The 26,765-nt window shown below is 72.9% G+C and carries 22 protein-coding genes; 12 read left to right on the top strand and 10 right to left on the bottom strand.

Annotated elements, in window-relative coordinates; all coding sequences use genetic code 11:
- Window positions 1-4: 4 nt before the first annotated feature.
- Genes ADL29_RS33110 through ADL29_RS33100 form a run of 3 tightly spaced genes read right to left on the bottom strand, consistent with a single transcriptional unit; the run spans window position 5 to window position 3,305 of the window.
- A complete protein-coding gene (locus tag ADL29_RS33110) occupies window positions 5-1,153 on the bottom strand; it encodes an acyl-CoA dehydrogenase family protein (protein ID WP_053927235.1) in 1,149 nt (382 codons plus the stop codon).
- Window positions 1,150-2,331, bottom strand: a complete 1,182-nt coding sequence (locus ADL29_RS33105; RefSeq protein ID WP_053927234.1) for an acyl-CoA dehydrogenase family protein — start codon at window positions 2,329-2,331, stop codon at window positions 1,150-1,152. Before ADL29_RS33105 ends, ADL29_RS33110 begins: the two co-directional genes overlap by 4 nt.
- Window positions 2,328-3,305: an NADPH:quinone oxidoreductase family protein gene (locus ADL29_RS33100; RefSeq protein WP_053927233.1), complete on the bottom strand. Its 978-nt coding sequence runs from the start codon at window positions 3,303-3,305 to the stop codon at window positions 2,328-2,330. Before ADL29_RS33100 ends, ADL29_RS33105 begins: the two co-directional genes overlap by 4 nt.
- A 233-nt stretch (window positions 3,306-3,538) precedes the next feature.
- Here ADL29_RS33100 and ADL29_RS33095 point away from each other — a divergent pair, with 233 nt between their 5' ends.
- Window positions 3,539-4,450 carry a helix-turn-helix transcriptional regulator gene (locus ADL29_RS33095; protein ID WP_053927232.1) on the top strand — a complete coding sequence of 304 codons (912 nt, stop codon included), beginning with the start codon at window positions 3,539-3,541 and terminating at the stop codon, window positions 4,448-4,450.
- On the opposite strand, the gene ADL29_RS33090 is transcribed toward ADL29_RS33095, so the two are convergent.
- Entirely contained in the window at window positions 4,394-5,485 is a 1,092-nt protein-coding gene (locus tag ADL29_RS33090; protein ID WP_053927231.1) for a glycosyl hydrolase family 18 protein, read from the bottom strand. The two genes, ADL29_RS33095 and ADL29_RS33090, sit on opposite strands and share 57 nt — an antisense overlap.
- Before the next feature lie 248 nt (window positions 5,486-5,733).
- On the opposite strand from ADL29_RS33090, the gene ADL29_RS33085 reads away from it, so the two are divergent.
- Window positions 5,734-7,698, top strand: a complete 1,965-nt coding sequence (locus tag ADL29_RS33085) for a hypothetical protein (protein WP_053927230.1) — start codon at window positions 5,734-5,736, stop codon at window positions 7,696-7,698.
- A gap of 10 nt (window positions 7,699-7,708) precedes the next feature.
- Complete coding sequence (locus ADL29_RS33080) at window positions 7,709-9,259, top strand: type 1 periplasmic-binding domain-containing protein (protein ID WP_053927229.1); 1,551 nt, start codon at window positions 7,709-7,711, stop codon at window positions 9,257-9,259.
- Window positions 9,260-9,323: 64 nt separating this feature from the next.
- Here ADL29_RS33080 and ADL29_RS33075 read toward each other — a convergent pair whose 3' ends face one another.
- Together ADL29_RS33075 and ADL29_RS33070 are read right to left on the bottom strand one after the other, a co-directional pair.
- Window positions 9,324-9,809 carry a phosphatase domain-containing protein gene (locus ADL29_RS33075; RefSeq protein WP_053927228.1) on the bottom strand — a complete coding sequence of 162 codons (486 nt, stop codon included), beginning with the start codon at window positions 9,807-9,809 and terminating at the stop codon, window positions 9,324-9,326.
- The gene (locus ADL29_RS33070; protein WP_053927227.1) at window positions 9,806-10,456 is read right to left on the bottom strand and encodes a winged helix-turn-helix transcriptional regulator; all 651 of its coding nucleotides are present in this window, start codon (window positions 10,454-10,456) and stop codon (window positions 9,806-9,808) included. Before ADL29_RS33070 ends, ADL29_RS33075 begins: the two co-directional genes overlap by 4 nt.
- 79 nt (window positions 10,457-10,535) lie before the next feature.
- Between ADL29_RS33070 and ADL29_RS33065 the strand changes: the two genes are divergently transcribed.
- Window positions 10,536-11,747: a pyridoxal phosphate-dependent aminotransferase gene (locus ADL29_RS33065; RefSeq protein ID WP_046924772.1), complete on the top strand. Its 1,212-nt coding sequence runs from the start codon at window positions 10,536-10,538 to the stop codon at window positions 11,745-11,747.
- Window positions 11,748-11,783: 36 nt separating this feature from the next.
- On the opposite strand, the gene ADL29_RS33060 is transcribed toward ADL29_RS33065, so the two are convergent.
- Window positions 11,784-12,986, bottom strand: a complete 1,203-nt coding sequence (locus ADL29_RS33060; RefSeq protein WP_053927226.1) for an SMI1/KNR4 family protein — start codon at window positions 12,984-12,986, stop codon at window positions 11,784-11,786.
- Between the two features lie 172 nt (window positions 12,987-13,158).
- On the opposite strand from ADL29_RS33060, the gene egtA reads away from it, so the two are divergent.
- The 6 genes from egtA to ADL29_RS33030 all read left to right on the top strand — a co-directional run bounded on the left by egtA (window position 13,159) and on the right by ADL29_RS33030 (window position 19,621).
- Window positions 13,159-14,478, top strand: coding sequence for an ergothioneine biosynthesis glutamate--cysteine ligase EgtA (gene egtA / locus ADL29_RS33055; RefSeq protein WP_078971473.1), 1,320 nt, complete (start codon window positions 13,159-13,161; stop codon window positions 14,476-14,478).
- Window positions 14,475-15,806: an ergothioneine biosynthesis protein EgtB gene (gene egtB, locus ADL29_RS33050; protein ID WP_053927225.1), complete on the top strand. Its 1,332-nt coding sequence runs from the start codon at window positions 14,475-14,477 to the stop codon at window positions 15,804-15,806. Before egtA ends, egtB begins: the two co-directional genes overlap by 4 nt.
- A complete protein-coding gene (gene egtC / locus ADL29_RS33045) occupies window positions 15,806-16,561 on the top strand; it encodes an ergothioneine biosynthesis protein EgtC (RefSeq protein WP_053927224.1) in 756 nt (251 codons plus the stop codon). Before egtB ends, egtC begins: the two co-directional genes overlap by 1 nt.
- Complete coding sequence (gene egtD, locus ADL29_RS33040; protein WP_053927223.1) at window positions 16,558-17,520, top strand: L-histidine N(alpha)-methyltransferase; 963 nt, start codon at window positions 16,558-16,560, stop codon at window positions 17,518-17,520. The genes egtC and egtD overlap by 4 nt, the downstream gene beginning before the upstream one ends.
- A 120-nt stretch (window positions 17,521-17,640) precedes the next feature.
- On the top strand, window positions 17,641-18,573 hold the full coding sequence (locus ADL29_RS33035; protein ID WP_053927222.1) for a phosphatidylinositol-specific phospholipase C: 933 nt from the start codon (window positions 17,641-17,643) through the stop codon (window positions 18,571-18,573).
- Window positions 18,574-18,673: 100 nt separating this feature from the next.
- The gene (locus ADL29_RS33030; protein WP_245689730.1) at window positions 18,674-19,621 is read left to right on the top strand and encodes a trypsin-like serine peptidase; all 948 of its coding nucleotides are present in this window, start codon (window positions 18,674-18,676) and stop codon (window positions 19,619-19,621) included.
- 38 nt (window positions 19,622-19,659) lie between these two features.
- Here the strand turns inward: ADL29_RS33030 and ADL29_RS33025 are convergent, their stop codons facing one another.
- Window positions 19,660-20,694 (bottom strand): phosphatidylinositol-specific phospholipase C domain-containing protein, encoded by a 1,035-nt coding sequence (locus ADL29_RS33025; RefSeq protein ID WP_053927221.1) that lies wholly within the window; start codon window positions 20,692-20,694, stop codon window positions 19,660-19,662.
- 179 nt (window positions 20,695-20,873) lie between these two features.
- On the opposite strand from ADL29_RS33025, the gene ADL29_RS33020 reads away from it, so the two are divergent.
- Window positions 20,874-21,416: a DUF2165 domain-containing protein gene (locus ADL29_RS33020; protein WP_053927304.1), complete on the top strand. Its 543-nt coding sequence runs from the start codon at window positions 20,874-20,876 to the stop codon at window positions 21,414-21,416.
- 33 nt (window positions 21,417-21,449) lie between these two features.
- Here ADL29_RS33020 and ADL29_RS33015 read toward each other — a convergent pair whose 3' ends face one another.
- Together ADL29_RS33015 and ADL29_RS33010 are read right to left on the bottom strand one after the other, a co-directional pair.
- Complete coding sequence (locus ADL29_RS33015) at window positions 21,450-22,631, bottom strand: FAD-dependent monooxygenase (protein WP_342671188.1); 1,182 nt, start codon at window positions 22,629-22,631, stop codon at window positions 21,450-21,452.
- Between the two features lie 139 nt (window positions 22,632-22,770).
- Window positions 22,771-25,953: a bifunctional cytochrome P450/NADPH--P450 reductase gene (locus tag ADL29_RS33010; protein WP_053927220.1), complete on the bottom strand. Its 3,183-nt coding sequence runs from the start codon at window positions 25,951-25,953 to the stop codon at window positions 22,771-22,773.
- 105 nt (window positions 25,954-26,058) lie between these two features.
- Here ADL29_RS33010 and ADL29_RS33005 point away from each other — a divergent pair, with 105 nt between their 5' ends.
- Window positions 26,059-26,748 (top strand): PAS domain-containing protein, encoded by a 690-nt coding sequence (locus ADL29_RS33005; RefSeq protein ID WP_053927219.1) that lies wholly within the window; start codon window positions 26,059-26,061, stop codon window positions 26,746-26,748.
- Window positions 26,749-26,765 lie beyond the last annotated feature (17 nt).

Here is a 26,765-nt window from a genome sequence, read left to right as displayed (position 1 = left end):
GGCGTCACGGCGCGCCCAGCCCGACCAGCCCGGCCAGGGCGTCCCGGTGCCGCCCGGGTGTGCCCAGCGCGATCTGGTCGCTCTTGGCCCGCTTGAGGAAGAGATGCGCCGGGTGTTCCCAGGTCATCCCGATGCCGCCGTGCAGCTGGATGCACTCCTCGGCGGCACGTACGGCCACCGGGGCGCAGTACGCCTGGGCGACGGCCACCGCCACCGGGAGGTCGGGGCTGCCGGTCGCCAGTGCATCGGCGGCGTTACGGGCGGCGGCGCGGGCCGAGGCGACGTCCAGCCACAGGGCGGCCATCCGGTGCTTGAGCGCCTGGAACGAGCCGACGGGGCGGCCGAACTGGGTGCGCTGCGCGGTGTGGCGCACGGTTTCGGCCAGGCACCATTCGGCGACGCCCAGCTGCTCCGAAGCCAGCAGCCCGGCACCGGCGAGCAACGCGCGCTCGACGGCGGTGCGGGCGCGGTCCCCGGTGGCGAGGAGGCGGCCCCGGGCTCCGTCGAGGGTGAGGTGGGCGAGGGGCCGGGTGAGGTCGAGCGAGGTGACGGCTTCGGTGCGTACGCCGTCGGCTGCGGCCTCGACCGCGTACAGGGCCGGGCCGTCCGCGCGCCGGGCCCACACCAGCAGCAGCTCGGCGGCCGCGGCATCGGCGACGGAGGTCACCCGGCCGGTCAGCGAGCCGGCCTCATCGGCCTGTACGGCCGGATCGCCCACGCCGTCCGGCGCGGTGGGCAGCGGCAGCGCGAGCACTCCGACCGTGCGGCCGCCGGCGAGCGCGGCGAGCGGCCCGGCGACGTCCTCCCGGCCGGTGTCGCAGCCGAGCAGCGCGGTGACGGCGATGACGGCGCTGGTCAGATAGGGCACGGGCGCGACGGAGCGGCCCAGTTCCTCCAGCACGACGGCGGCCTCGCGGGCGCTCGCGCCCTGCCCGCCGAGTTTCTCCGGGACCAGCAGTCCGGCGGTGCCGATCTCGGCGGCGAGCGACCGCCACAGTGATGCGTCATACGGGACGGCCGATTCCAGCCCGGCCAGCACGGTGGCCGGGTCGCTGCGGTCGGCGAGCAGGGACCGTACGGCGTCGCGCAGCGCCTCCTCGTCGGCGGAGTAGAGGAGGTCAGGGTCGGGAGTGCCGTGCAGGGGGGCGGTCATCGGGGGAGGTCCTTCCACGCGACGTCCTTGTCGGTGCGCGGCTCGGGCGGCAGGCCCAGCACGCGCTCGGCGACGATGTTGAGCAGCACTTCGGAGGTGCCTCCTTCGATGGAGTTCCCCTTGGCGCGCAGATAGCGGTAGCCGGCCTGGCGTCCGGTGAAGTCGACGCGTTCGGGGCGGCGGAGCGTCCAGTCGTCGTAGGTCAGCCCGTCCTCGCCGAGGAATTCCACCTCCCAGCCGCTGATCTCCTGGGCGAGCCGGGCGAAGGCCAGCTTCATGCCGCTGCCCTCGGGGCCGGGCTGGCCCTTGGTCAGCTGCTGGCGCAGCCGCTCGCCGGTCAGCCGGGCGACCTCGGCCTCCACCCACAGCTTCAGCAGCCGCTGGTGCAGGTCGTGGGTGCGCAGCTCGGGGCGCTCGCGCCAGCCGGCGGCGGCGACGCCGATCATGCCGCCTTCGCGGGGGATCCGGGTGCCGCCGATGGCGACCCGCTCGTTCATCAGCGTGGTCTGGGCGACCTTCCAGCCCTCCCCCACCTCACCGAGCCGATGGGCGTCCGGGATGCGCACCCCGGTCAGGAACACCTCGTTGAACTCCGCCTCGCCGGTGATCTGCCGCAGCGGCCGCACCTCGACGCCCGGGTCGGTCATATCGCAGATGAAGTAGCTGATGCCGCGGTGTTTGGGCAGGTCGGGGTCGGTGCGGGCGATCAGGATGGCCCAGCGGGCCAGGTGCGCGCTGGATGTCCAGACCTTCTGGCCGTCGACCACCCAGTCCCCGTCGTCCCGTACGGCCCGGGTCGCCAGCGCCGCCAGGTCCGACCCCGCACCCGGCTCGCTGAACAGCTGGCACCACACCTCCTCCCCCGTCCACAGGGGCCGCAGAAACCGCTGCTTCTGCTCGTCGGTGCCGAAGCGGAGGAGGGTGGGGGCGGCCATGCCGAGGCCGATGGCGATACGGCCCGGGTCGTTGCCGGGGGCGCCGGCCGCCTCCAGTTCGGCGTCCACCACCGCTTGCAGGGACCGGGGTGCGTCCAGTCCGCCGAGCCCGGCCGGGAAGTGGACCCAGGCGAGCCCCGCGTCGAACCGTGCGCGCAGGAAGTCCGTCCGTTCGGTGGCGGCCGGCGGGCAAGCGGCGAGCAACTCCCGTGTACGGCGGCGGAGTTCGTCGGCGTCGGTCATGCGGGCGTTCCTTCCTCGAGGCCCGGGAGGACGGCGATCCGGCCGGTGGTGACACCGTCGGCGACGCGCTGTACGGCGTCCGCGGCGCCGTTCAGCGGGACGCGCTCGCTGACCAGCGGCTTGATGGCGCCCTCCGCGGCCAGCCGGGTGAGCTGCTCGTGGCACTCGAACACGGCGCGCGGGTCCTTGGTGTTGTACAGGCCCCAGTGCAGGCCGAGGATCGAGTAGTTCTTCACCAGCGCATGGTTCAGTCCGGGCGCCGGGACGGTGCCGCTGGTGAACCCGACGATCACGATCCGGCCCTCGAAGGCGATGCACTTGGTGGACTTGGTGTACGCGTCACCGCCCACCGGGTCGTAGACCACGTCCGCGCCCCGTCCGCCGGTGGCCTCCTTCACGGCCGCGACCAGGTCGTCGGTACGCCGGTCGAGGACGAGGTCGCAGCCCAGGTCGTGGGCGGTCTTCGCCTTCTGCTCGCCGCCGACGACGCCGATGACCCGGGCGCCCGCCGCCTTGCCGAGCTGGACGGCGGCGCTGCCGACGCCGCCCGCCGCGGCGTGCACGAGCAGGGTCTCGCCCTCCTTCAGGTGCGCCCGGCGGTGCAGTCCGAACCAGCCGGTCTGGTAGCCGATGTGCAGCGCGGCCGCCTCGGCGTCGTCCAGCGCGTCCGGCGCGGGCAGCAGGGCCTTGGCATCCGCGACGGCGTACTCGGCGAGGCCGCCGTACGGAAGCGCCGGGTTGGCGATGACGCGGCGGCCGTCGTCGGTCTCGCCGCAGATCTCCAGGCCCGGGGTGAACGGCAGCGGCGGCCGCACCTGGTACTGGCCCCGGCACAGCAGCGCGTCGGGGAAGTTGACGTTGGCGGCCCGTACGCGCAGCAGCAGCTGCCCGGGGCCCGGCTGCGGGTCCGGCACTTCGTCCAGCCGCATCACCTCACGCGGCTCGCCGTTCGCGGATACGCGCCATGCCTTCACCAGGTGCCTCCACAGACCTCGGACCTTCGGGGGTGCGACGGCACACCGGCCCACCGGGCCCCGTCGCCCGCGCCGTCTCGGGCGACATACTAAGCGGTCGGTATCCCGGAGGGAACAGCATCGGGCGTGCGCCGTCCAGGCGACTCCGCCCCCGGCACCGGCACCGGCACCGGCACGGAGCCTGGTACTGACAGGGACAGGCTCCCGGCCGCCGGATCGCCGAGACTGACGCCATGGACTCACCAGGCATCGACACACCCGGCATCGACACGCCCGCCGAGCTGGGGCACTTTCTGCGCACCCGCCGCGCCCGGCTGCAGCCGGAAGACGTCGGGCTGGTCCCCTACGGGGCGCGCCGCCGCGTCCCCGGACTGCGCCGCGAGGAACTCGCCCAGCTGGCCGGGGTCAGCGTCGCGTACTACACCCGGCTCGAGCAGGGCCAGAGCCACAACGCCTCGGAAGGGGTACTGGAGGCGCTGGCCCGCGCGCTGCGGCTGACGGCCGACGAACGGGCGCATCTGCTCGATCTGGCCCGGCCGAAGCAGCACCGCCGGCGCCCGGCGGTCCGGCACGACAAGGCCCGCCCCGGGGTGCTGCAGCTGCTCCGCGCGCTGGACGGCGTCCCCGCCGTCGCCCTCGGCCCGCGCTTCGAGATGCTGGCGTGGAACCGGCTCGGGCACGCCCTGCTCGCCGGCCACCTGGACTTCGACAGCCCCGGCCGCCCCCTGGACCGCCCCAACGCCCAGCGCCTCCTCTTCCTCGACCCGCACACCCGCGAGCTCTACCCGGACCGCGACACGGAGACCCGGCGCGCCGTCTCCGCGCTGCGGGTCGCCGCGGGACAGCGCCCGGACGACCCGCAACTGGCCGAGCTGATCGGTGAGTTGTCGATGAAGAGCAAGGAGTTCGCCGGTCTGTGGTCGCGGCACGGCGTGCGTTTCTGCACCTTCGGCACCAAGCAGTTCCACCATCCGCTGGTGGGCGACCTGGAGCTGGAGTTCGAGATGATGCAGACGCCGGACGGGTCCGGGCAGGGCGTGCTGATGTACACCGCGGCGGACGGTTCGCCGTCCGAGGCGGCGCTGCGGCTACTGGCCGCGGAGCGCGGTCCACACGTCCGGGTCCTCGAACCCGAGCGCCCATAGGCCGGTGCCCCGCACCCCGTACTTCTGCAGCAGCGGCAGCTGCTCGGCCACCCCGCGCGCGTCCTGGTACCAGACCTCGTGCTCGGCGCCGTCCTTGCGGTAGCTGAAGTGCGGGGTGCCCGAATCCGCGTCGAAGCGGTAGGCGGCGCCCGTCCGCTTGCGCAGCGAATCGGCCTCCTTCCAGGTCAGATGGCCGGCCCGGGTCCTGCTGCCCTTGGCCCAGTCCCAGCCGTAGCCCGGGAAGGCCACCTCGATCTTGTTGCGCGGGACGGCGTCGGTGGCGTAGCGCAGAAACGCCTCGTACCAGCCCTTGGACGACAGCGGGCCCGCCTCGCCGCCGGACCAGTGCAGGTCGTAGCCCATGATCCGGACCTTGTCGGCGACCTGGCCCAGCCGCCGGTAGTCGTACGGCGCACCGGCGCCCCGGACCTGGGCCAGGACGGTGACCACGCACTCCTTGCCCCGCTCGTGCAGCCGGGCGCACAGATCGCGGGTGAGCAGGGTGAAACCGGTCCGGACGCGCTCCCGGGTCGCCCGGTCGCCGGTTTCGGCCATGCTCTCGTAGTCCAGGTCGACCCCGTCGTACGAGCGGCTGCCCGCCATCTCCAGCAGGGCGTCGACATGCGCGGCCCGGCGCTTCGGATCGTGCATCACCCCGGCCATCTCCTCGGCGCCGGGCGTCTCGGTCACGGTCGGCACGACCCGGATCCCGGCGCGGTGCAGCCCGTCGATGATGCCTTCGTTGCCCGCGCCGTCCTGGCCTTTGACCGTGCGGGCCGAGGCCTCGTACCAGAAGGGGCTGACGGTGTGCAGCTGATCGGCGTGCTCCAGCGCGTCCTGGTAGGCGGCCTCGGTGTCGCCCCAGTACGGCAGCCACGCCGAGCCGGTGCGCCGGTCGGCGGCCAGCGCGACGCCGGCCTCGGTCCCCGGGGGCGCCGCGGCCGCGGCCACCGGGGCCAGTGGTCCGGCCACCGCCACGGCGGCCAGCAGGAGCGCGAGCCCGCGGCGGGCCCGGGTAACTGTTCCATGGTCCATGAGCCGAGCTTCACCCGGTGCCGCGTCTGGCGCTCCGTCAGCTGAGCCGAACGGAGGGCCGCGGGCCGTGCGCCGGTGCCGTACGGGTGACCGCTCCTGACGGGGCATGAGACGCGTCCGGCCGCAGCAGCCACTCCCCCGGCAATCTGCCGCAAGGCCCTCGCGCGTCAATCCCCACGCATGGCAGCATCTCCACGGCGGCTGGTGACACACCGTCGGGGGACGGACACGTACGGGGGCTGAGCGGAGTGCCGGAGCGCACGGTTGCGGTACAGGGCATCGAAGAGCTGTGCCACGCGTTCCGGGCGCGGGTGCCGGACGGCCCGGCGCCCGACGCACCCGGACTTCCCGTGATCGTCGCGCTGGGGCCCAGGGGCAGCGGCAAGACCACCCTGCTGCGCCGGCTGGGCCGGCAGGCGGCGAACCGTCCGCATGCCTTCTACAACTTCCGGTCCGCACCGCCCCGGCGCCCGCACGAGGTGGCCGGCCGCCTGGCGTACGGCCTCTCCCAGCGCATCCGGCACCAGCCCGCGCTGCTGTTCCCCCGGCTGACCCTGGGCCTGTTCGTCGTCGATCCCGAACTCTCCCTGGACGCCACGGACCGCGGACGGGCCCGGCGGCAGCTGCGGCAGGCGCTCCAGGGGCCGGCCGCACAGCCGCGCGCGGCGGCCGACCACCTCACCGGCCTCGCCGAGGCGCTCAAGGACCTCAACCTGGCCACGATCCCGGGCATCGGCCTGCTGGCGAGCCTGATCCGGCAGCCGCCGCGGCTGCCGGCCGCCCTCACCCGGCGCACCGGCTTCGCCTGGTACGCCGATGAGCGGCGCCCGGCCCTGGAGGCCCTGATCGAGCTGAACCAGGACGCCAAGGACGAGGCCGGACACGCGGCGGTGGACAAGCTGCTGTGCCGGGCGTTCCTCGCGGACCTGCGGGACGAGTACGCACGCCGGGAGCGGGACCGCAACTGCCTGGTGCTGCTGGACAACATCGATGCGGTGGGCGGCCGGGAGTTCCTCGAGCTCCTGGTGGAGACGCGGAGCGCGGACGACCGGCCCGATCCGCTGCTGATCCTGGCCACGGCGTCGGACGCCCGGGACGTGCGCAGCCGCCCGGCGGAGGAGGCGAGTCCCGCCGACTGGGAGAGCGGGATCCCGCGGCTGCGGCACCATTCCCGCTGGCGCTGGTACCACGTACGGATACCGGATCTGGTCGCTCCGGAAACCGGCCGGCTCGCCGCGCAGATGCCGGTGTCACCGCCCGAAGCGCCGCCCCTGATCCATGATCTGACGCTCGGTCACCGCTGGAGTGTGCGCCAACTCCTCGACACCGCCGCCGCGTTACCCGGTCCGGACGGGGAAACGGTCTCACGGCTGCGCGGCATGCTCACCGAACCATCCCGTCTGGACCGGACGATCCTGGACCATCTGCTGGCCGGTCTGGCCGACGAGCAGCGGGAGACACTGGTCACCTGCAGCGCCGCCCGGGAGTTACAGACCGCTCTCGACGCCGGTGTCGTGGACCCGGACAGCTATGACGCGCTGAGGGACGGCTTCGGCACCGGAATGTGGCTGACCGCCCCGGCCCCCCAGGACGCAACGGCCCGCGGCGGCCGTGTCCCGGACCCTCCCGACAGCCGCGCACTGCAGCCGCCCGCCTCCCGCCCCGTACTCCACCCCTGGCTGCGTCTGCTGCTGCTCCAGGAACTCGCCCGTGGGCCGCGCAATCGCTGGGACGAGGTACACGACGCCCTCAGATCCTGGTTCCGGCGCAGCCATCACGATGAGCACCGCATCGACGAGCTCTACCACGCCCTCGCCCTCGGCGAGCTGGACGAGGTGGTCGCCCATCTCGCCCGCCGCCTGGGCCAACTCCCGGACACCGACGCCTGGTTGCCGGAGCTGTACGCGATCACCGCCGCCCCGCTGCGCCGGCCGGTGGAGCCGGACCGGTCCGCGTCGCTGCGGACGGACGCGCTCGCGCAGGAGCTGGCGCCGGAGTCGTTCGGTGCGCACCGGGCGCTGACGGTGCTGGTGGCGGCGCTGTGGCTGGCGTCCGATCCCCGTAACCGGCTGCCCGCCGCGCGCCCCGAACTCAACGCCACCATCGGCGCGATGCTGCGCGACCTTGCCCTGCACTCGCATCCGGCCAGGGTGGACCTGCGCCACGAAGCGGAGAAGTACGCGGATCGCTCCCCGACCCGTCCCTATCGATAGGAGCCGGAGCATGGCCGACCACGACGGCCCCCTCGACCCGTTGACACCGTGGTACCGGACCCGGAGAGGCGTGTCCGCCCTCGCCGCGGCGATGGTCGTATGCGCCGCCGTTGTCGTCCTTATCTCCTGGCCGTCGCCGCCGGACACCTCCTGCGGAACGGGCGCGCCGGGTCTGCAGTGGGCGGGTTCGGGCGCGGACCGGGAATGTGTCGGTCTGACGAACGAGCGGGCGTTTGCCGCCGATCCGCGGCTCAAGAGCATCACCGAGAAGATCGCCGCCGAGAACCGCCGTGTCCGGGACCAGTGGGACCGTCCGGGAAAGGGCAAGCGCCGGGTCGATTACGTCAAGGTCGGCCTGCTGACCCCGATGACCGAGAGCGACACCAGCGCCCTGCCCATCGGGGAGATCAGAAGCAGCCTGGAGGGCGCCTATATCGCGCAGTGCCGGGCGAACGGCTGCCCCGGGCTGCCCAGGGACGAGCCGCTGGGAATCGGTGGCGAGGCCCCGCCGCTGATCCAGCTCGTCATCGCCGATGAGGGACGCGGTGAAGCCCACTGGAAACCGGCCGTCGACCAGCTGACGGCGCTGGCCCGGGGCGCACACCCGCTGGTCGCGGTCACCGGCATGGGCATCAGCATCGAGGAGACACGAAAGGCGGCCGTCGAGCTCTCGAAGCACGGCATTCCGTCGATCGGGGCCGTCCTCACCGCCACCGACGTCAATGCCGACCGGCTGTTCAAGGTGTCCCCGTCCAATCTCGACTACGCCCGTGCGCTGCGCCGGTACGTCGACCGTTCGCCGCTCGCCCGCTCCCGCGGCTATCTCGTCTTCGACAGCCGCAACGACAACTACGTACGCACGCTGCGCCAGGCCTTCGACACGACCTTCCCGCGCTCTATCGGCGACAACCGCACGTCCTTCGTCGGCGCCACCGGCAACGAACCGGCCGGAACTCCGCAGCTGTTCACCACCGCCGTCAACAACATCTGCCAGACCAAGGCGGACATGGTCCTCTACGCCGGCCGCGACCGTGACCTCGGCCCGCTCATCACCGCCCTCGCCGGCAGACAGTGCGACGAGAAGAAGCCGCTCACGCTTCTGACCGGCGCGACGGGCGCCTTTCAGCAGGCCCAGGACCGGCGGGGGCTGCTCACCAAAAGCCGTATCAGCGTCCTGGACGTCTCCTCGGCGCATCCTTCGCTCTGGCTCAAGGGGCAGCATGCGCCGCGCGGATTCCCGGCATTCCACGACAGCATGAAAGCCCTCGGATTCCGGGAGACCGTGCTCGTCGACGGCTACGCGATCATGCATCACGACGCAGTACTGACCGCGGTGTGGGCGACCCGCAATGTCACCGCCCACACCGGCGACGAGACCCCGGACATCAACGACGTCTACCACGAGCTCACCAATCTGAACCACACCACCAGCGTCCCGGCCGCCGGCGGACAGCTCAGCTTCGACGACGCCTCCCACGGCTGGCCGCACAACAAGCCGGTCCCCCTGATCCGGATCCCGGACCAGGGGGAGGAGGCACCGCCGCCGTACCGGACGCCTTAGCCCCGGCGGCGCCGCCGGGGCCGGCCCGGCCAGGTCGCCCAAGGATCCGCCGGCTCCCCCTGTACTACGTACGTCCCGCCCGCCCCTGAGCGTCCTTCAGGACCGCGGACGGCGGGCCGGCCCATCGCGCCCGTATGACCGTGAAGCCCGCCGCCTCGCAGGCCTCGCACACCAGCTCGTCGTCGTCGACGACATGCCGGACCTCGCGACCGCGGGCCATCCGGTGCAGGGTCTCCAGTTTGGTCTGCCGGGCGGGGCGCCGGTCCGCGTTGGGCCGCATCCACAACCTGCCCTCCGGCAGGCCGTGCCGGCCCAGCCAGGCGAGGGTGTCGCGGCGGCAGCGCTCGGGGCGTCCGGTGAGATAGACGACCTCGCAGTCCTCGGCGCTGCGCAGCGCCAGGGTCACGCCTTCGGCGAGCGGCGGGTCCTCGGTGGCCGCCGCGAAGAAGGCGTTCCAGTCCCGCGGGCGGCGCTGGAGGAGATGCTGGCGATGGCCGGAGTCGGCGAGGGTGCCGTCCAGGTCGAAGACCGCCAGGGGGCGCGTCGTCATGCCGTTGTCGTCCTCTTTCGTGGCTGCCGGTCGCCGTCTGTGCCGGGCCAGGTGACCGCGATCCGGCCGGATTCGACTCCCTGTGCGAGGGAGAGGCGATCGTACGCGATATCGGCACAGGTCGCGGTGTCCATGCGGAGGCGGACGTCGGGGAACTCGGCGGGGCCGTCGGCGTAGCGGGGGCCGTCGGCGTCGTCCAGCAGCACATGGAACTCGCCGCCGTCGAGGGCGATGTCGACCACCTCGACGCCCTCCCCGAAGTGCCGGGCGAGCCGGGTGACGAGCGGCAGCGCGAACCAGTGGGCACGGACCGCGTCGGTGGGGCGGATCCCCCCGAGGGCCGGGGCGCCCCAGTCGGCGAGGGCGGTGAGCGCGGGGAGCAGGGTGCGGCCGCGGGCGGTGAGTTCGTAGACGAACGCGGCGCCCGGAGGGGCGAGCCGGCGGCGGGAGACCAGGCCGTCGCGTTCCATGTCCTTGAGGCGGGAGGCAAGCATGTCCGTGCTGACGCCGGGCAGGTCGGCGTGCAGATCGGTGTAGCGCCGGGCGCCGCCCAGCAGTTCCCGGACGATCAGGAGCGTCCAGCGGTCCCCGACGGCGTCCAGGGCTCGGGCGAGGGCGCAGTACTGGTCATAACTTCGGCGCGGCATGACATCAGCATAGACAAAAGTTGGACTTTCCAAGTCCCCACTTGGTAAAACCAAGTACGGAAACCAGGGAGGCCGCCGCATGCAGTTCAAACAGTCCAGCAAGATGGCCGATGTCTGCTACGAGATCCGCGGGCCGGTGATCGAGCACGCGAACGCGCTGGAGGAGGCGGGCCACAGCGTGCTGCGCCTCAACACCGGCAATCCGGCGCTGTTCGGCTTCGAGTGCCCCGAAGAGATCCTCCAGGACATGATCCGCAATCTCTCCCGTGCGCACGGCTACACGGAGTCCCGCGGCATCCTCTCCGCCCGCCGCGCGGTGGCCCAGCACTACCAGCAGGTCGGCCTGCCCGAGGTCGATGTCGACGACATCTATCTGGGCAACGGCGTCTCCGAGCTGGTCTCGATGGCCGTACAGGCACTCCTGGACGACGGCGACGAGGTGCTGATCCCCGCCCCGGACTTCCCCCTCTGGACGGCGGTCACCACGCTCGCCGGGGGCAAGGCCGTGCACTACCTCTGCGACGAGTCCGCCGACTGGCTGCCCGACCTGGACGACCTCGCCTCGAAGATCACCGACCGCACCCGTGCCCTGGTCATCATCAACCCCAACAACCCCACCGGTGCCGTCTATCCGCGCGAGCTGCTCGAGGGCATGCTCGATCTCGCCCGCCGCCATCAGCTGATGGTCTTCGCCGACGAGGTCTACGACCGGATCCTGTACGACGACGAGGTCCACCACCACGCCGCGGTGCTCGCCCCGGACCTCGTCTGCCTCACCTTCAGCGGCCTGTCCAAGGCCTACCGCGTCGCCGGCTTCCGCTCCGGCTGGCTGGTCGTCTCCGGCCCCAAGGAGCACGCCGCCGACTATCTGGAGGGCCTGGGCACCCTCGCCTCCATGCGGCTGTGCCCCAACGCCCCCGCGCAGTACGCCATCCAGGCCGCCCTCGGCGGCCGGCAGAGCATCCAGGACCTCGTCCGGCCGGGCGGCCGCCTGCGCGAACAGCGCGACATCGCCTGGGAGCGGCTGAACGAGATCCCCGGCGTCTCCTGCGTCAAACCCCGGGGCGCGCTGTATGCGTTCCCCCGTCTGGACCCCGCCGTCCACAAGATCCACGACGACGAGAAGTTCGTCCTGGACCTGCTGCTGCGGGAGAAGATCCAGGTCGTCCAGGGCACCGGCTTCAGCTGGCCCCGCACGGACCACTTCCGCATCCTCACCCTCCCGCACGCCGACGATCTCGATGCGGCGATCAGCCGGATCGGGAGGTTTCTGGCGGGCTATCGGCAGTAGCGGCCGCGTGGGGCGGCGGCCCGGCGCGCCTCGGACTCACCAGTACGCCGCGTCGGTCCAGGCCTCGAAGCGCGCGAACTCGATCGGATCGTCGTCCTCGTCCAGCCCGGCCAGGCCCGCAGTCACGAAGGTGCCGCGCTGCCAGGCTACGAGGGCGTCGATCAGCCCGTGTTCCCAGGGCTCGCCCTGGTCGGCGTGGCGGGGGCTGACGATCAGGGGCCAGGCGTCCGGGTCGTCGCCCTCGGTGAGCCAGCCGATCTCGTCGCCGTCGATGGAGTTGGCGAAGGGGAGGAAGCCGCCCGGCTCGGGCCACATGGGGAGCGGGTGGTACTCCGGGAAGTCCTCCTTGAGGCTCAGGTAGGCGTCGGTCGTCTCCTCGACGTGGTCGAGGAAGCGCCGCTCCCCCGTCCGCAGCGGGGTCAGGAAGCGCAGCCACCCGCTCCAGCAGCCCGCGCCGTACTCCGCCATCAGGGTGAGGTACTCGCCCGGCAGCCGGGTGCCCAGCTCGGCGAAGAGGTCCTCCCAGGTGCCGCCGCCCAGGTACGGAGTTGCGGGCGGCGGGGAGAGCAGGCGCAGGGCCTCGAGGCCGGTGCCGGTCTTCAGGGCGATACGGCGCTCCGCTTCGGTGAGCCGGGGGACGGCGGGGGCGGGCGGGGTCCACGGCGCGGCGGTCTCCAGGAAGGCCGTGCGGGCGGCGCTGCCGGGGAGGGGGCCGATCAAGGGGCCGGGCGGGGAGGGCAGTTCCCAGGCGTCGCGGACGGTGTGGCGGAGGTACTGGGTGAGGGTGAGGTCGTAGCGGTGCCACTGTTGCAGGCCGCGGCTGCGGCCGGAGCCACCGTGGCGTACGACGACCGTCCACGCGTTGGGGTCCGCGGAGGCCGAGACATCCCAGAACAGGGTGTCGCAGCCGCGCGTGGTGCCCCAGGCCAGGAGTCCGCCCGGGTCGGGGTGGACGGCCGGACCCCGGCCCTCCGGGTGAGCACGGGCCTCGATGCGAGCCGAGCGGTGGGTTTCGCGCAGCCAGTCCCCGTAGTCGAAGCGGTTCTCCTGCACGCACGGCACGTGAATCCAGAGATATTCGCCGAAGTCCAGCGGACCATGGGCATCGGCCAGCCGCTTGTAGTCGTCCGGCAGCCGTAGCCCCAGCCATTTCTCCACCGCCGGCCAGTCGACGTCGACCGGCCTGGGCGGGCGCTCCGGGTGCGGAGAGGCGAAGCCGGCGATGTCAGCAGTGTCCATCGCCTCACCCTAACGGGCGCACCGCTCACCATTCGTTGCCGCCCGCCCGACGCCACGGTGAACGCCCGGCAACCACCGCCCCCGGGCCCGACGCGCCCTTGAGTGCACGGCGCACACCGGCTTAGGTGGAGGGTGGTAATCCTGCCGCCGCCCCGGAGGGGAGTAGCCCGCAATGCCCGTACGACCTGCGGTAACGGAAGCGGAACTAGAGGCTCGCCTGCGCGGAATATGTTTCAAGACCGGCCCTCCGCAACGCATCGGCGTGGAGATCGAATGGCTGGTCCACGACGCGTACAACCCCCGATGTCCGGTCGAACCGACCCGGCTGCACTCCGCGGCCACCGCACTTCGCGCCCTCCCCCTCACCTCTCTTCTGACCTTCGAACCCGGCGGCCAGCTGGAGCTCAGCTCGCTGCCCGCCACATCCCTCAGCGACTGCATCAACGCCGTCGCGGCCGATCTGGCCATGGTCCGTCCCGCAATGCGCGCCAGGGGCCTGGGCATGGCGGGACACGGTCACAATCCCTGGCACGCCCCGCACCGCGTGCTCACCGACGATCCCCGCTACAACGCCATGGAGGCGTACTTCGACCGCTGGGGCGGGGCCGGCCGGTCCATGATGTGCGGCACCGCGTCCGTCCAGGTCTGTGTGGATGCCGGATACGAGGAGCCGGGCCCGCTCGGCTTCGGGCGCCGCTGGCTGATGGCGCATCTGCTGGGCGCGGTGCTGGCCGCGGCCTTCGCCAATTCGCCCACCAGCGAGGGCTGCCCGACGGGCTATCGCACCACCCGCCAGCTCGTCTGGTCCCAGCTCGACCCGGACCGTACCCTCGCCCCGCCCCAGGAGGCGGACCCACGGGCGGCCTGGGCGCGCTACGTCCTGGACGCGCCCGTCATGTGCGTCCGGTCCGAGCACGGCCCCTGGCACGCGCCGCCGGGGCTGACCTTCCGCGACTGGGTCCGTACCGGCGTGCCCAGGCCGCCGACCCAGGAGGATCTCGACTACCACGTCAGCACCCTCTTCCCGCCGATCCGGCCACGTGGCCATCTGGAGCTGCGGATGATCGACGCGCAGGCGGGCGAGGGCGGCTGGATCGTGCCGCTGGCCGTGACGGCCGCGCTGTTCGACGATCCGGAGGCGGCGGAGACCGCCTACCGCGCCGTCAAACCCCTTGCGGAGACGGCCGGTTCGCGTCCCGCGCCGCGCAATCCGCTGTGGCGGCACGCGGCCCGCGGCGCGCTGACCGACCCCGAGCTGCATGCCGCGGCGGTGGCCTGCTTCGCCGCCGCCCAGGAGGCGCTGCCCCGGATCGGTGCGTCCCCCCAGGTGATCGCGGCCGTCGCGGAGTTCACCGAACGCTATGTGGCCCGCGGCCGCTGCCCCGCCGACGACCATCTCGACGCCCACTACGCCGCGGAAGCGGACCTCGCCTACGCCGCCGACACCGGCGGCGCGGACCTCGCCGAGCGCCTTGGGAAGGACAGCCAGTGACCCACCACCCGCTCGACCCCGCGGCGCTCCGCGCCCGCGCGGCCTCGGCGCTGCTCGCCGCACGCGACCGCACCCACCTGCTGACCGGCTGCGTCGAGGAACCCGACCTCCTCGCACAGCACTCCCCGCTCATGTCGCCGCTGGTCTGGGACCTGGCGCACATCGGCAACCAGGAGGAGCAGTGGCTGCTGCGCACCGTCGGCGGCCGGGACGCGCTGCGCCCGGACATCGACTCGGTCTACGACGCCTTCGAGCATCCGCGCGCCGCGCGTCCGTCACTGCCGCTGCTGGCGCCCGCCGAGGCCCGCGGCTATGTGGCCGAGGTACGCGGCCGGGTGCTGGACGTCCTGGAGACCAGCCCGCTGCACGGCGGGCCGCTGCTGGACTCCGGGTTCGCCTTCGGGATGATCGCGCAGCATGAACAGCAGCACGACGAAACGATGCTGATCACGCATCAGCTGCGTCGCGGTCCCGCCGTCCTCACCGCTCCCCCGCCGCCGGACACCTCCGACGGCATCCTTCCCGCCGAAGTCCTCGTCCCCGGCGGCCCGTTCACCATGGGCACCTCCACCGAACCCTGGGCGCTGGACAACGAGCGCCCCGCGCACCGCCGTCTGGTGCCGTCCTTCCTGATCGACACCACGCCGGTCAGCAACGGCGCGTACCAGCGCTTCATCGAGGACGGCGGCTATGACGAGCCCCGCTGGTGGGCCGGGGCGGGCTGGGCCCAGGTGCGGGAGCACAAGCTCCGCGCGCCGCTGTTCTGGAAGCGGGACGGCCGCCAGTGGCTGCGCCGCCGGTTCGGGGTGACCGAGCCGGTGCCGCCGGACGAGCCGGTGCTGCACATCAGCTGGTACGAGGCGGATGCGTATGCGCGCTGGGCGGGGCGGCGGCTGCCGACGGAGGCCGAGTGGGAGAAGGCCGCCCGGCACGATCCGGTCTCCGGGCGGGCGATGCGCTATCCCTGGGGCGACGAGGACCCGACCCCGGCGCACGCCAACCTCGGCCAGCGGCATCTGCGGCCGGCGCCCGTCGGCAGCTATCCGGAGGGCGAATCCCCCTTCGGAGTACGGCAGTTGATCGGCGACGTATGGGAGTGGACGGCCAGCGACTTCCTGCCCTACCCCGGCTTCGCCGCCTTCCCCTACCGGGAGTACTCCGAGGTGTTCTTCGGCACCGAGTACAAGGTGCTGCGCGGCGGGTCCTTCGCGGTCGATCCGGTCGCCTGCCGGGGGACGTTCCGCAACTGGGACCTGCCGGTACGGCGGCAGATCTTCTCCGGATTCCGTACGGCCCGGGACGCCGAGCCGGCGGGTGACGCATCCTGATGTGCCGTCATGTCGCCTATGTGGGACCGGAGATACCGTTCGGACAGGTGGTGCTGCGCCCGCCGCAGGGGCTCTACCGGCAGTCGTGGGCGCCGCGCCGGCAGGTGCACGGGACGGTCAACGCGGACGGGTTCGGGGTCGGCTGGTACGCGCCCGACGACCCGATACCCGCCCGCTACCGCCGGGCCGGGCCGATCTGGGCCGACGATCTGCTGCCCGACCTGGCGCGGGTGGTGCGCACCGGTGCGCTGCTCGCCGCCGTACGGGACGCCACCGAGGCGGGGGCGGACGCCGAGGCCGCCGCGGCACCGTTCGCGGCCGGCCGGCATCTGTTCAGCCACAACGGCGCGGTGCTCGGCTGGCCCGACTCGCTCGCCCCGCTGGCCGCCGCACTGCCGCCCGCGGAGCTGCTGCGGCTGGCCGCCCGCTGCGATGCGGCGTTCCTGTTCGCGCTGTTCCGGCACCGGCTGGCGGACGGGGAGGAGCTGGGCGAGGCGCTGGCCGGCACCGTCACCGCCGTCGCCGGGGCCGCTCCCGGCTCCCGGCTCAACCTCCTCGTCACCGATGGCACCACGATCGCCGCCACCACCTGGGGCGACACCCTCTTCCATCGCACCCTCCCCGGAGGCGGCACCGTCGTAGCCTCCGAGCCCTACGACGACGAACCCCAGTGGACCGAGGTCCCCGACCGCACCCTGGTGCGCGCCACCCGTACCGACGTCCGCCTCACCCCGCTCAAGGAGCCTGCCGCGTGAGCCCCCTCAGCATCACCCGCACCCTCCCCGCCGACGCCACCTCGGCCGCGCTGCGCGCCGACGTCGCCCAGGGGCTGTCCCGTACACCCAAACAGCTGCCGCCCAAGTGGTTCTACGACGCGCGCGGCAGCGAACTGTTCGAGGAGATCACCCAGCTGCCCGAGTACTACCCGACCCGCGCGGAACGCGAGATCCTGCTCACCCGCGCCCCCGGGATCGCCGCGGCCACCGACGCCCGTACGCTCATCGAGCTCGGCTCCGGCTCGTCCGACAAAACCCGTCACCTCATCGGCGCGCTCACCGGTCTGCACACCTACGTACCGGTCGACGTCAGCGAATCGGCGCTGGCCGCGGCGGGCAAGGCGCTGCTGATCGAGCACCCGGACCTGACCGTGCAGGCCCTGGTCGCCGACTTCCAGCGGGGCCTCACCCTCCCCGAGGCGCCCGGCCCGCGGCTGCTCGCCTTCCTCGGCGGCACCGTCGGCAATCTGCTGCCCGACGAACGGGCCGCGTTCCTGCGCTCGGTCCACGACCTGCTCTCGCCGGGCGACGCCCTGCTGCTCGGCACCGACCTCGTCAAGGACCCCGCCACGCTGGTCGCCGCCTACGACGACGCACAAGGCGTCACGGCCGAGTTCAACAAGAACGTGCTGCATGTCATCAACCGCGAGCTGGGCGGCGACTTCGACCCCGCGGACTTCGACCATGTCGCGCTGTGGAACGCCGAGCGCGAGTGGATCGAGATGCGGCTGCGCGCCCGCAAGGAGCTGACCGTCAAGATCCCCGGCGTGGACCTGGTGGTGTCCTTCGCCGAGGGGGAGGAGGTACGGACCGAGGTCTCCGCGAAGTTCCGCGAGGACGGCGTGCGGGACGAACTCGCCGCCGCGGGGCTGGAGTTGAGCAAGTGGTGGACGGACGGCGCGGGCCGCTTCGCGCTGTCGCTGTCGGTCCGTCCCTGAGGTCCGCGCCCCACGGCCGTTCCCCGCCGGACGGGTGCCGTATCCGCCGCCCGTGTGGTTCGATACCTCGATCGCACGTTCGCATCGTACGTTCGCCGGGCATCGGGCAGGGGTGGCGGAATGGGACTGGACCGGCGGGGATTCCTCAGGGGTGCGGCCGGACTGTCGGCGGCCGGGGCGCTGGCGGGCCTCGGCGGCACACAGTTCACGGCCGGCGCGGCACAGCGCGCCCCCGTACGGTCCCGGGTATCCCTCCAGGACTGGATGTCGGCCGTCCCCGATGCCACCCCCGTCCCACGGCTGACGATCCCGGGCACCCATGATTCGGGTGCCCGGATCGGCGGCCCCTGGGTCGCCTGCCAGAACTCCGCCGTCGAGGACCAACTGGCGGGCGGCATACGCTTCCTGGACGTCCGCTGCCGGGCCGTCGACGATGTCTTCGCGATCCATCACGGCGCCTTCTACCAGGAGCTGATGTTCGGCGATGTGCTCAACGCCTGCCGGGCCTTCCTGCAGGCGCACCCGTCCGAAACCGTCCTGATGCGGGTCAAGCAGGAGTACTCGGAGGTCTCCGCCGGGGAGTTCCGCCGTATCTTCGACATCTACCTCGACGACAAGGGCTACCGCCCGCTGTTCCGGCTCGACGCCGGTCTCCCCTCCCTCGGCGGGGCCCGGGGCAAGGTGGTCCTGCTGGCGGACTCCGACGGGATGCCGGGCGTGCGGTACGGCGATCCGCAGCTGTTCGACATCCAGGACAACTACATGGCGGAGCCGTTCGCCAAGTGGCCCAAGGTCGAGGCCCAGTTCCGCAAGGCGGCCGGCGAGCCGGGCAAGCTGTATGTCAACTACGTCAGCACCGCCGCCCTGCTGCCGCCCCGCTCGAACGCGGACCGACTGAACCCGCAGGTCAAGAGCCTGCTGGCGGGGTCGGAGGCGGCCGGCTGGACGGGCCTGGGCATCGTCCCGATGGACTTCCCCAACGCGTTCGGACTGGCGGAGACGCTGATCGGGCACAACGTCCCCGGGCCCCGCCGTGGCATCGCGCCCCCTTGAGCCGCATCCCGCAGACTGAGCCACATCTGGATCACTGGTTCCGGCGCCGCACCGTCCGCACGACGGTGCGGCGCCGGCTGATGTGGCAAGGCGGCGGCTGGTGGAGACGGGCGAGTGCGGCAGTGTTCCGCTGCGGGTGGCGCTGGCGCTGCTGCTGACGGGCGTGGTGGCGGGCGGTGTGGCGCTGGTGCTGTGGTCCGGGTCGCGCGATCCGTACCTGGCGGCCGGGGACCCCGCCACGGGCTCGTACCTGCCCGGCCGGCACGCCGGGGACTCGGCCGCCGCCGCGGTGCTCGCCGGACCGTACCGGGAACGGCCGGGACCGCCGGTGTCGGTGTCCGCGGACCGCATCGGCACCCCGGCCCCACTGCGGCCGTCCCGTCCGCTGGTCGCCTCGCCGACCGTGCCCTCCCCGCCCGTCGGTGCGCTCTTCTCGCCCGGCGACGACGGCAAGCCGTTCCACCACTGCACGGCGAGCGTGGTGCACTCCCCGGCGGGCGATCTCCTGGTCACCGCCGCGCACTGCGTACACGACGGCGGTTTCCGTACCCGGCTGGTGTTCGTGCCCGGTCTGCACGACGGGATCGCGCCGTACGGCCTGTGGGTGCCCACCCGGATCGATGTCGACCCGCGCTGGATCACCGACCGGGACCCCGACCGCGATGTGGCGTTCCTGCGGGTGCGCCGGGCCGGGCGGCCGTCGGACGGCCGCCCGGTCGAGGCGGTCACCGGCGCCGAGCGGATCCGCTTCGACGCGCCCGTCGGCGGCCCGGCCCAGCTGACCGGCTACCCCGAGGACCGGGACACCCCGCTCGGCTGCCGCCACACGGCCGACGCCCAGAGCCGCAGCCAGCTCCGCTTCGCCTGCCCGGGGTTCCCGAACGGCACCAGCGGCGGGCCGATGCTGACGGACGTGGACCCGGCGACCGGCACCGGCTCCCTGATCGGCGTCATCGGGGGGCTGGACGAAGGCGGGGACGACGCCACCTCGTACAGCAGCCGCCTCGACGCGGACGTGGCGAGGCTGTACCGGCGGGCGACGGCTTAGGACCCGTGCGAGGGGTCATGGCCGCGGGCGGCCCGGCCTCAGGCCCCCCGCGGCACCACCGTCTTGAGGACCGACGGCAGCGGGTACCAGTCCGCGGTGGCGAAACTCGCGTGGGCGGCCGCGAGTTGGTTCACCCGGGCCAGGGCCTCGGCCTCGGTGGGGTGGGTGCCGTCGATCTCCGGGGAAACCTTGTGGGCGTCGGTCATGATGAGGAGGTAGTGCCGGGTGTCGTACCAGGCGGTGTCGATGCTGCCGTTCAGATAGGTCGCGGCGTCGCCGTCGAAGACCACGAACCAGGGGCGCAGCGCCGGGTCGGCGTAGCGGTCGCGGGGATCGCCGGCGGCCGCGCCGTGCACCGCGGGGAACGCCGTGGACTGCGCCAGCCGGCCCTGTGCGGCAAGGTCCTTGAGGTGGCTGGCGTACTCGACGTCGGTCCACAGTTTGTCGAGCGGGTTGTTCTCCTCGAGGGTGCCGGGTATCAGCTCGATGAGGAACTTTCCGGACAGGGCGGAGCGGGCGGGCCAGCCGTTCGCCCGTACCGCCTCGTCGGGGGTGGCGTGTCCGGCCGTCAGGTCGCCGGGACCGTAGACCGCATCGCCCAGCTTCTCCCGCACCAGTGCGTCGAATTCGGCGGGACCGCGGCCGCCCTTGGCGTTGAAGCCGTCCTTCATCTCTATTTTGACCAGGATGGGCCGGTGGCCGGGGTGGGCGTCGTGCCAGGCCTTCATGTCGGCGAGGCAGGCGCCGAAGTTCTGGTCGCGGTCCTTGGTGCGCAGCTCCGACGCGTTCGCGGCGCCCTCGCAGTTGTTGTTGTTCCCCAGCGGGTTGCTGTGCGAGACCCGCCAGGACCTGCCCAGCCCGTTGGCCCAGACGTCGAGTTCCACGAGCGCCGCGCCGGAGTCCAGCGCATCGGCGAAGTAGGGGTACTTATCCTTCTCGTAGGCGTTGTGGACGCCTACCGACGTGCTGGTGTCATATGTCGTGGCGGCCGGTTCGGCACCCGCCGGACCGGTCACCGCGATCACCGCCGCCGCGGCGACCGCGACCGTCCCCACGCACCGCTTCCCGTTCATGTTCCCCGCTTCCGCTCAGTCCGTCAGATCCGCCCGGTCGGTCACCCGGTCGGCCGCTCGGTCGGGCAGCAGCGTACGGGAGTTGGGTGCGGGCGAGACCACGGGGGCATCAGGGGCCTGGAGAGCCGGGCCCTTACCAGGACTGGAGGAAGTGCATGCTCAGGAAGACACGTGCCGTCATGGAGCGTAGGACGACGGCTCGTTCCGGAACGCGGCGTACGGGGCTGCCGCTCGCGGCGACCGTGCTCACCGGGACGGTCGCGCTCTATATCGCGCTCGTCGCCTTCGGGAACATCACCGACTTCGGTACCAACCGGGACTTCGTGCGTCATGTCCTGGCGATGGACACCACGTTCCACGACCCGGATCTGATGTGGCACGCCATCACCTCGCCCGCGCTGCAGGACGCCGCGTATGTCGGGATCATCGCCTGGGAGACGGCGGCCGCGGTGGTGCTGGTCGTGGCCACCGTGCTCGGGGCGCTGGGGCTGCGGCGCGGCGATTTCGGCCGTGCCCGGCGAACGGCCAGCATGGGGCTGCTGATGCTGCTGGTGCTGTTCGGGGCGGGGTTCATGGCGGTCGGCGGGGAGTGGTTCGCGATGTGGCAGTCGAAGAGCTGGAACGGACTGGAGGCGGCGGCCCGCAACATCGTGGTGGCCGGGGTGGCGCTGATCGTCGTCCATCTGCCGGGGGCCACGGTTTCCGACGAGAGCGGGGAGTGACGGCCCGCCGGCGCACCCCGGGCCCCCGCGCCGTCACCACGCGATGCGGTATCCCGTGAGCCAGTTGTCGCCGCCCGCTCCGCCGCGCTCCACAGGGGCCCGGCGCGGCGGGCGGCCCGTCGCGTCGACGTCCGTGAGCCGGGCCATGCCCGCGCTGGTCGCGACGAGCTTCTCCACCCGCTCCCGGCGCAGCCCGTCGTACGCGGTGAAGGCGCTCGGCGGATCCGCCCGGTCGCGCAGGCAGGTGGCGAGGACGACGGCGTCCTCGATGGCCATCGAGGCGCCCTGGGCGGCGTTGGGGGCGGCCGCATGGGCGGCGTCGCCGATGATGACCATGGTGTCGGTGTGCCAGGTGGGGGTGCTGGCGATGTCGTAGGAGTGGGCGGCGGTGATGCGGTCGCCGGCGGTGGCGCGGACGATGGCCGCCGCTGGGGTGCCGTCGCCGTCGAGCAGTGCGGTGAGGCGCCGACGCCATGTGTCAGGGGTTACGGCGGCCGGGCCGGTGCGGTCCGGTTCCGGGCCGGGGACGCTGGCGAACCACCACACCTCGCCGTCGGGGGCGCGGGTGCAGCCGAAGAACGCCCGCTTGCCGAAGACCATGGTGTAGGCGTCCGGCACGGCCGCGGCGTCGCGGGTGTAGCCGCTGACGGTGGTGCGGCCGGTGGAGCGGGGGCGCGGCGCGGCCGGGTCGATGAGGCCGCGGGTGACGGAGTGCAGGCCGTCCGCGCCGATGAGGATGTCGCCCTCGGCGGTGCTGCCGTCGGCGAAGGCGGCGACCACCCGGCTGCCGTGCGCCGACGGTACGGTCTCCGCGCCGATCAGCCGTTTCCCGTGCCGCACGGATATCCCGCGGCGCGCCGCCTCGGCGTGCAGCACCCGGTTGAGCGTGGCCCGGCGCAGGGTGCGCGGGCCGGGCCCGGTACCCCGTCCGGCGCCGGAGAGGGGCCGCTCCCCCAGGTCCTCGCCGCGCTCGCCGATGAAGGTGACGCGGTGTGCGGGAAAGGAGTTCGCCACGACCGGACCGTGCGCGTCGATCACCCGTAGCGCTTCGAGGCCGTTGGCGAAGACAACGAGGAAGGCGCCGACGTCGTCCGCGCCGGCCGGATAGGCCTCGTAGATCTCCGCCGTAATGCCCGCCTTCTGCAGGGCCATTGCGGTCACCGCTCCGGCGATGCCGCCGCCGATGATCAGGGCTCGGGTCAGGGATGTGGTCATACCGTCGGTCTCCCAGTCGGTCCGCCCGTCCGGCCCGCCCGCCGGGTGGAACCGGCGGGCGGGTGGTGCGGCCCCGTAGGCCGCACCACCCACCTTGAACCCGGCGCGCCGGGAGGGCCAGGGTCCGTACGCGCGGGGATCAGCCCGCGGCGTACACATCCTCGATATAGCGCCCGGCGGCGGTCAGTTCGCGCAGCCACGCCTCGGATTCCTGGGGCGAGGCGCCCACCGCGGCGCCGTGCAGTGCGCGGAAGGCGTCCCGTACGCCGGGCGCCATCCGGCTGCCGTCGCCGCAGACGTAGACCCGCGCGCCGGCCTGCAGCAGCTCCCAGACCTCGGCGGCCTCGGCGGCGATGCGGTGCTGGACGAAGAGGTGGCTGTGTTCGGGGCGGGCGCTGAAGACCGGGCGGAGCGAGACGGCGCCCGCCTCCTGTGCGGCGGTGAGCTCCGCGGCGTGGAGGAAGTCGCCTGTGGGGTCGTCGCAGCCGAAGTAGAGCCGGGCGGGCGACGTCCGGCCCGCGGCGACGCGGTCGGCGACGGCACCGCGGAAGGGTGCGAGACCGGTGCCGGCCGCGATCATGATGACGGGGGTGGGGTCGGCCGGATCGAGGCGGAAGGCCTCACGGCAGGGCTGGACGCGGGCCAGGACGGTGTCGCCGGGCCGCACCCCGTGCAGATACGTCGAACCGGTGCCGCCGGGCAGCAGCGAGACCATCAGGTCGGCGTGCCGGCCGTCGGTGGCGGGCGAGGACGAGAGGGAGTAGTGCCGGGTGCGCAGCGGCGGCAGCAGCTCCAGGATGACCGGCCAGGGCAGCGCGCCGCGCAGCGCCGGGTGGTCCTCGATCAGGCCGATCAGGGTCCGGGGATCGTCGTCGGCGAGGGTCTCCAGCGCCGTCCGCTCGGGCGGGCAGGGGTTGTGGGCGGCGAGCAGGGATGTCTGGCCGGGGGTCGGCCGGGCACCCAACTCCAAGTGATGGGTGAGGAGTTGGCGTACGGTCAGCGGGCGGTCGACGGGGAGCGCGTCGCGGGCCGGGCGGCCGGAGTGCAGCGAGAGAACGGTGTCGAGGCCGACGCCCAGCGCCTGTGCGGCCCGTTCGACGGCGGCCGGGGCGTTGGCGGGGAGGACGGCGAGATGGTCGGCGGTGCGGTAGGTGACCCCGTCGGGCAGCGCGATGCGCAGGAAGCGCTTGGGGCGCGGCCAGTCCGGCGCCGTCAGGTCGTAGGCCTCGGTGACGGTCATCTCGACGAGGTCGTGCCGGGCGGCGAGCGCGTCCAGGGGTCCGCCGGTCACCTCTGTCACGGTGTAACGGGTGTCCTCGGCGGCCGGGGCGCCAACACCGGCGCTCGCCGGGTCGCCGTAGCGCGTCAGCAGCCGGGTGCGCAGCGCGAGGGCGAACTCCTTGACGGTGCCGTTCAGATTGCCGGAGGCATCGGCCTCAGCGCGTGGCACCAGACGCTCGGCGCCGAGCGCGTCGAGGCGGTCGTCGATGAGCGTCGGCACATGCTGGTAGGTCGCGGCCCAGTTGCGGTCGCCGACCCCCAGGACGGCGTACGGGACCCCCTCGGCGGCGCCCTCCTGCGCGGTGCGCAGCCAACTCACGAAGGCGGCCGCGTCATCGGTCGGCTGCCCGTTGTAGGAGGCGGCGACGATCGCCACGGGCCGGTCGGCGGGCAGCCCGCCCGCGTAGGCGTTCAGCGGTGCCACCTCGGTGGTGAAGCCCAGGCCGGTGGCCTCGTCGGCCAGCCGCTCGGCGAACTCCCGGCAGGTGCCGTAGTTGGTGCCGTGCAGCAGGAGCAGTCCGGTGCCCTGCGGGACACGGGTGGGCAGGCCGTCGCCGGTCGCGGCCGCCGCTCCTTCCCCGGCGGCCGTGGCCCCGCCACCCGGGAGGACGGCGAGCGCGGCGCGGGTCGCGGCCCGGTCCGCGGGCGTACGGGCGGCGAGGGTGAGCGTGAAGTTCTCGGGCTTGAGGGTCAGCGTCTCCTTGATGCGCAGCCGGTAGCCCGTGTGGTCGATCAGACGGTAGCGGTGCACCAGGAGCGCGAGCAGCATCGTCGCCTCGTGCAGCGCGAACTGCCGCCCGATGCAGGCCCGTTCACCCGTGCCGAAGGGCTTGTACGCATGCGGGGAGCGGGCCGCCTCGGCCTCCGGGGCGAAGCGGGACGGGTCGAAGAGGTCGGGGTTGTCGCCCCAGGCCGGGTCGCGGTGCAGCATCGGCGTGAGGACGGTGAGCAGATCGCCCTTCCGCAGCGGGTAGCGGCCGCCGAGGACGGTGTCCTGCTGGGCCTGCCGGGTGAACGCGGCGGCGGTCGGCCACAGCCGGAGCGACTCGTTGAGCACCTGCCGGATGTACGGCAGCCGGCCGATGTCCTCGAAGGACGGGTCGGGGTCCGGGTCGTCGCCCCACAGCTCGTCCGCCTCGCGCTGGGCCAGACGCAGCGCGGACGGGTCCTTCAGCAGGTGGTAGAGGGCGAAGGAGAGCGCGCCCGAGGTGGTCTCGTGCCCGGCGATCAGGAAGGTGATCACCTGGTTGCGGATGTTGGCGAGGTCCAGGGCGGGCCCGGCGCCGTCCCCCTGGTCCCGGGAGCCGAGCATCAGGCCCAGCAGATCGTCGTCGCCGCTCTCGCCGCTCGCGGTCCGGGCGGCGATGACCTCGTCGACGACGGACGCGAGATAGTCGGCGTCGACGCGGAACGCGGCATCCTCCGCGGAGTGGTCCGCGCCGGGCTCACGGCCGAACTTGGCGCCGCTCCACTGGAGACAGCGCACCATCGACTCGACGAACGGGTGCGGGGTGTCCCGGGCGAACGACTCGAAGTCGAAGCCGAAACCCGCCAGTCCTATGGTGTCCAGCGTCATCCGGGTCATGTCCTCGGCGACGTCGACGGCCCGGCCGTCGGCGACCCGGCGGTCCCAGGCGGCCATCACCCGGCGCGCCACCTTGAGCATCGCCGGGTGGTACGTCCGCATCGAGCCGAGCGCGAAGGCCGGCATCAGCACCTCGTGCGCCTTGGCCCAGTTCGGCTCGTCGTTGTAGGCGGTGAACAGACCGTCTCCGGCGAACTCCCGGACATTCTCCAGGATCGCCGAGACGCCCTTGGCGAAGCGGTTCTCGTCGGCGAGTTCGGTGACCAGGTCCAGCGAGGAGACGAGCAGCGTCTCGCGGTCACCCAGCCGGCGCCGGAAGACCGGACCGTGGACCCGGGCCAGGTCCATGGCCTGCTGGAGCGGCGTCGAGGTGAGACCGGTCGCCGTGATGTCGGCAACCGGAATGCCGTCGTCGGCGGCGCGTTCGTCGGAGTGCAGCGCGATGGTGTCGGTCATGTCTCCAGCGTGACCGGTCCGGTGTGCAGGTCAGGGCCGGGCAACTGCATGATTGTGCAGTGGTTTCTCGCCACTCGCTCTTGCGCACCGACCGGAGAAGGGGCAATGGACAACGGGGCTGCCGACGACACCGCCGAGACCTGCCCGAACGGGCCCGTCGCACCGGCCGACCCGGCCGGGCCGTACGCGGGGGGTCCGTGGCGCAACTATTTCCTGATCCTGCTCGACCGCATCCCCACGCCGATCGCGGTGTGCAATGCCGAGGGCGAGGTGCTGATCGCCAATCCGGCGATGGCCGAGCAGTGGGGCACGTCCCCCGGGCAGCTGCGCGGACGCAGTCTGCTGGACCTCTTCCGGCCACGGGCGAAGGAGCAGGTGTACCGGATCGCCGAGGCGGTCCGGCTGGGCCGCCGCTCGCGCTATCCGGTGGAGGTCCACTGGCGTTCGGCGTCCGACGGGACCGAGCGGGAAGGGGAACTGACGGTGGATCCGGTCGGCGACTCCTCGGTCCAGCCGCCCGTGCTGCTGGCGCTGCTGCGGGTCCGCGAGACCGATCCGCCGGTGCCGCCGCGCGGCACGGCGAGCCCCGTCGAGGCCAGGATCCTGGCGCTGGCCGCCGGCGGTGCGACCACCGCGTCGATCGGCACCGCACTGGGTCTGACCGTCGACGGCGTCAACTACCACCTCACCCGGCTGGCCCGCCGCTGGCGCGTCCAGGGCCGTACCGCGCTGGTCGCCAGGGCCTACGTCCTCGGCGTACTGGCCCCCGACGCCTGGCCGCCGGCCCCCGCCTGACCCGCCCCGGCGCCGCG

Source organism: Streptomyces chattanoogensis, assembly GCF_001294335.1.
In the GTDB taxonomy this organism is placed as follows: domain Bacteria; phylum Actinomycetota; class Actinomycetes; order Streptomycetales; family Streptomycetaceae; genus Streptomyces; species Streptomyces chattanoogensis.
This window is presented reverse-complemented; position numbering and strand designations above follow the sequence as displayed.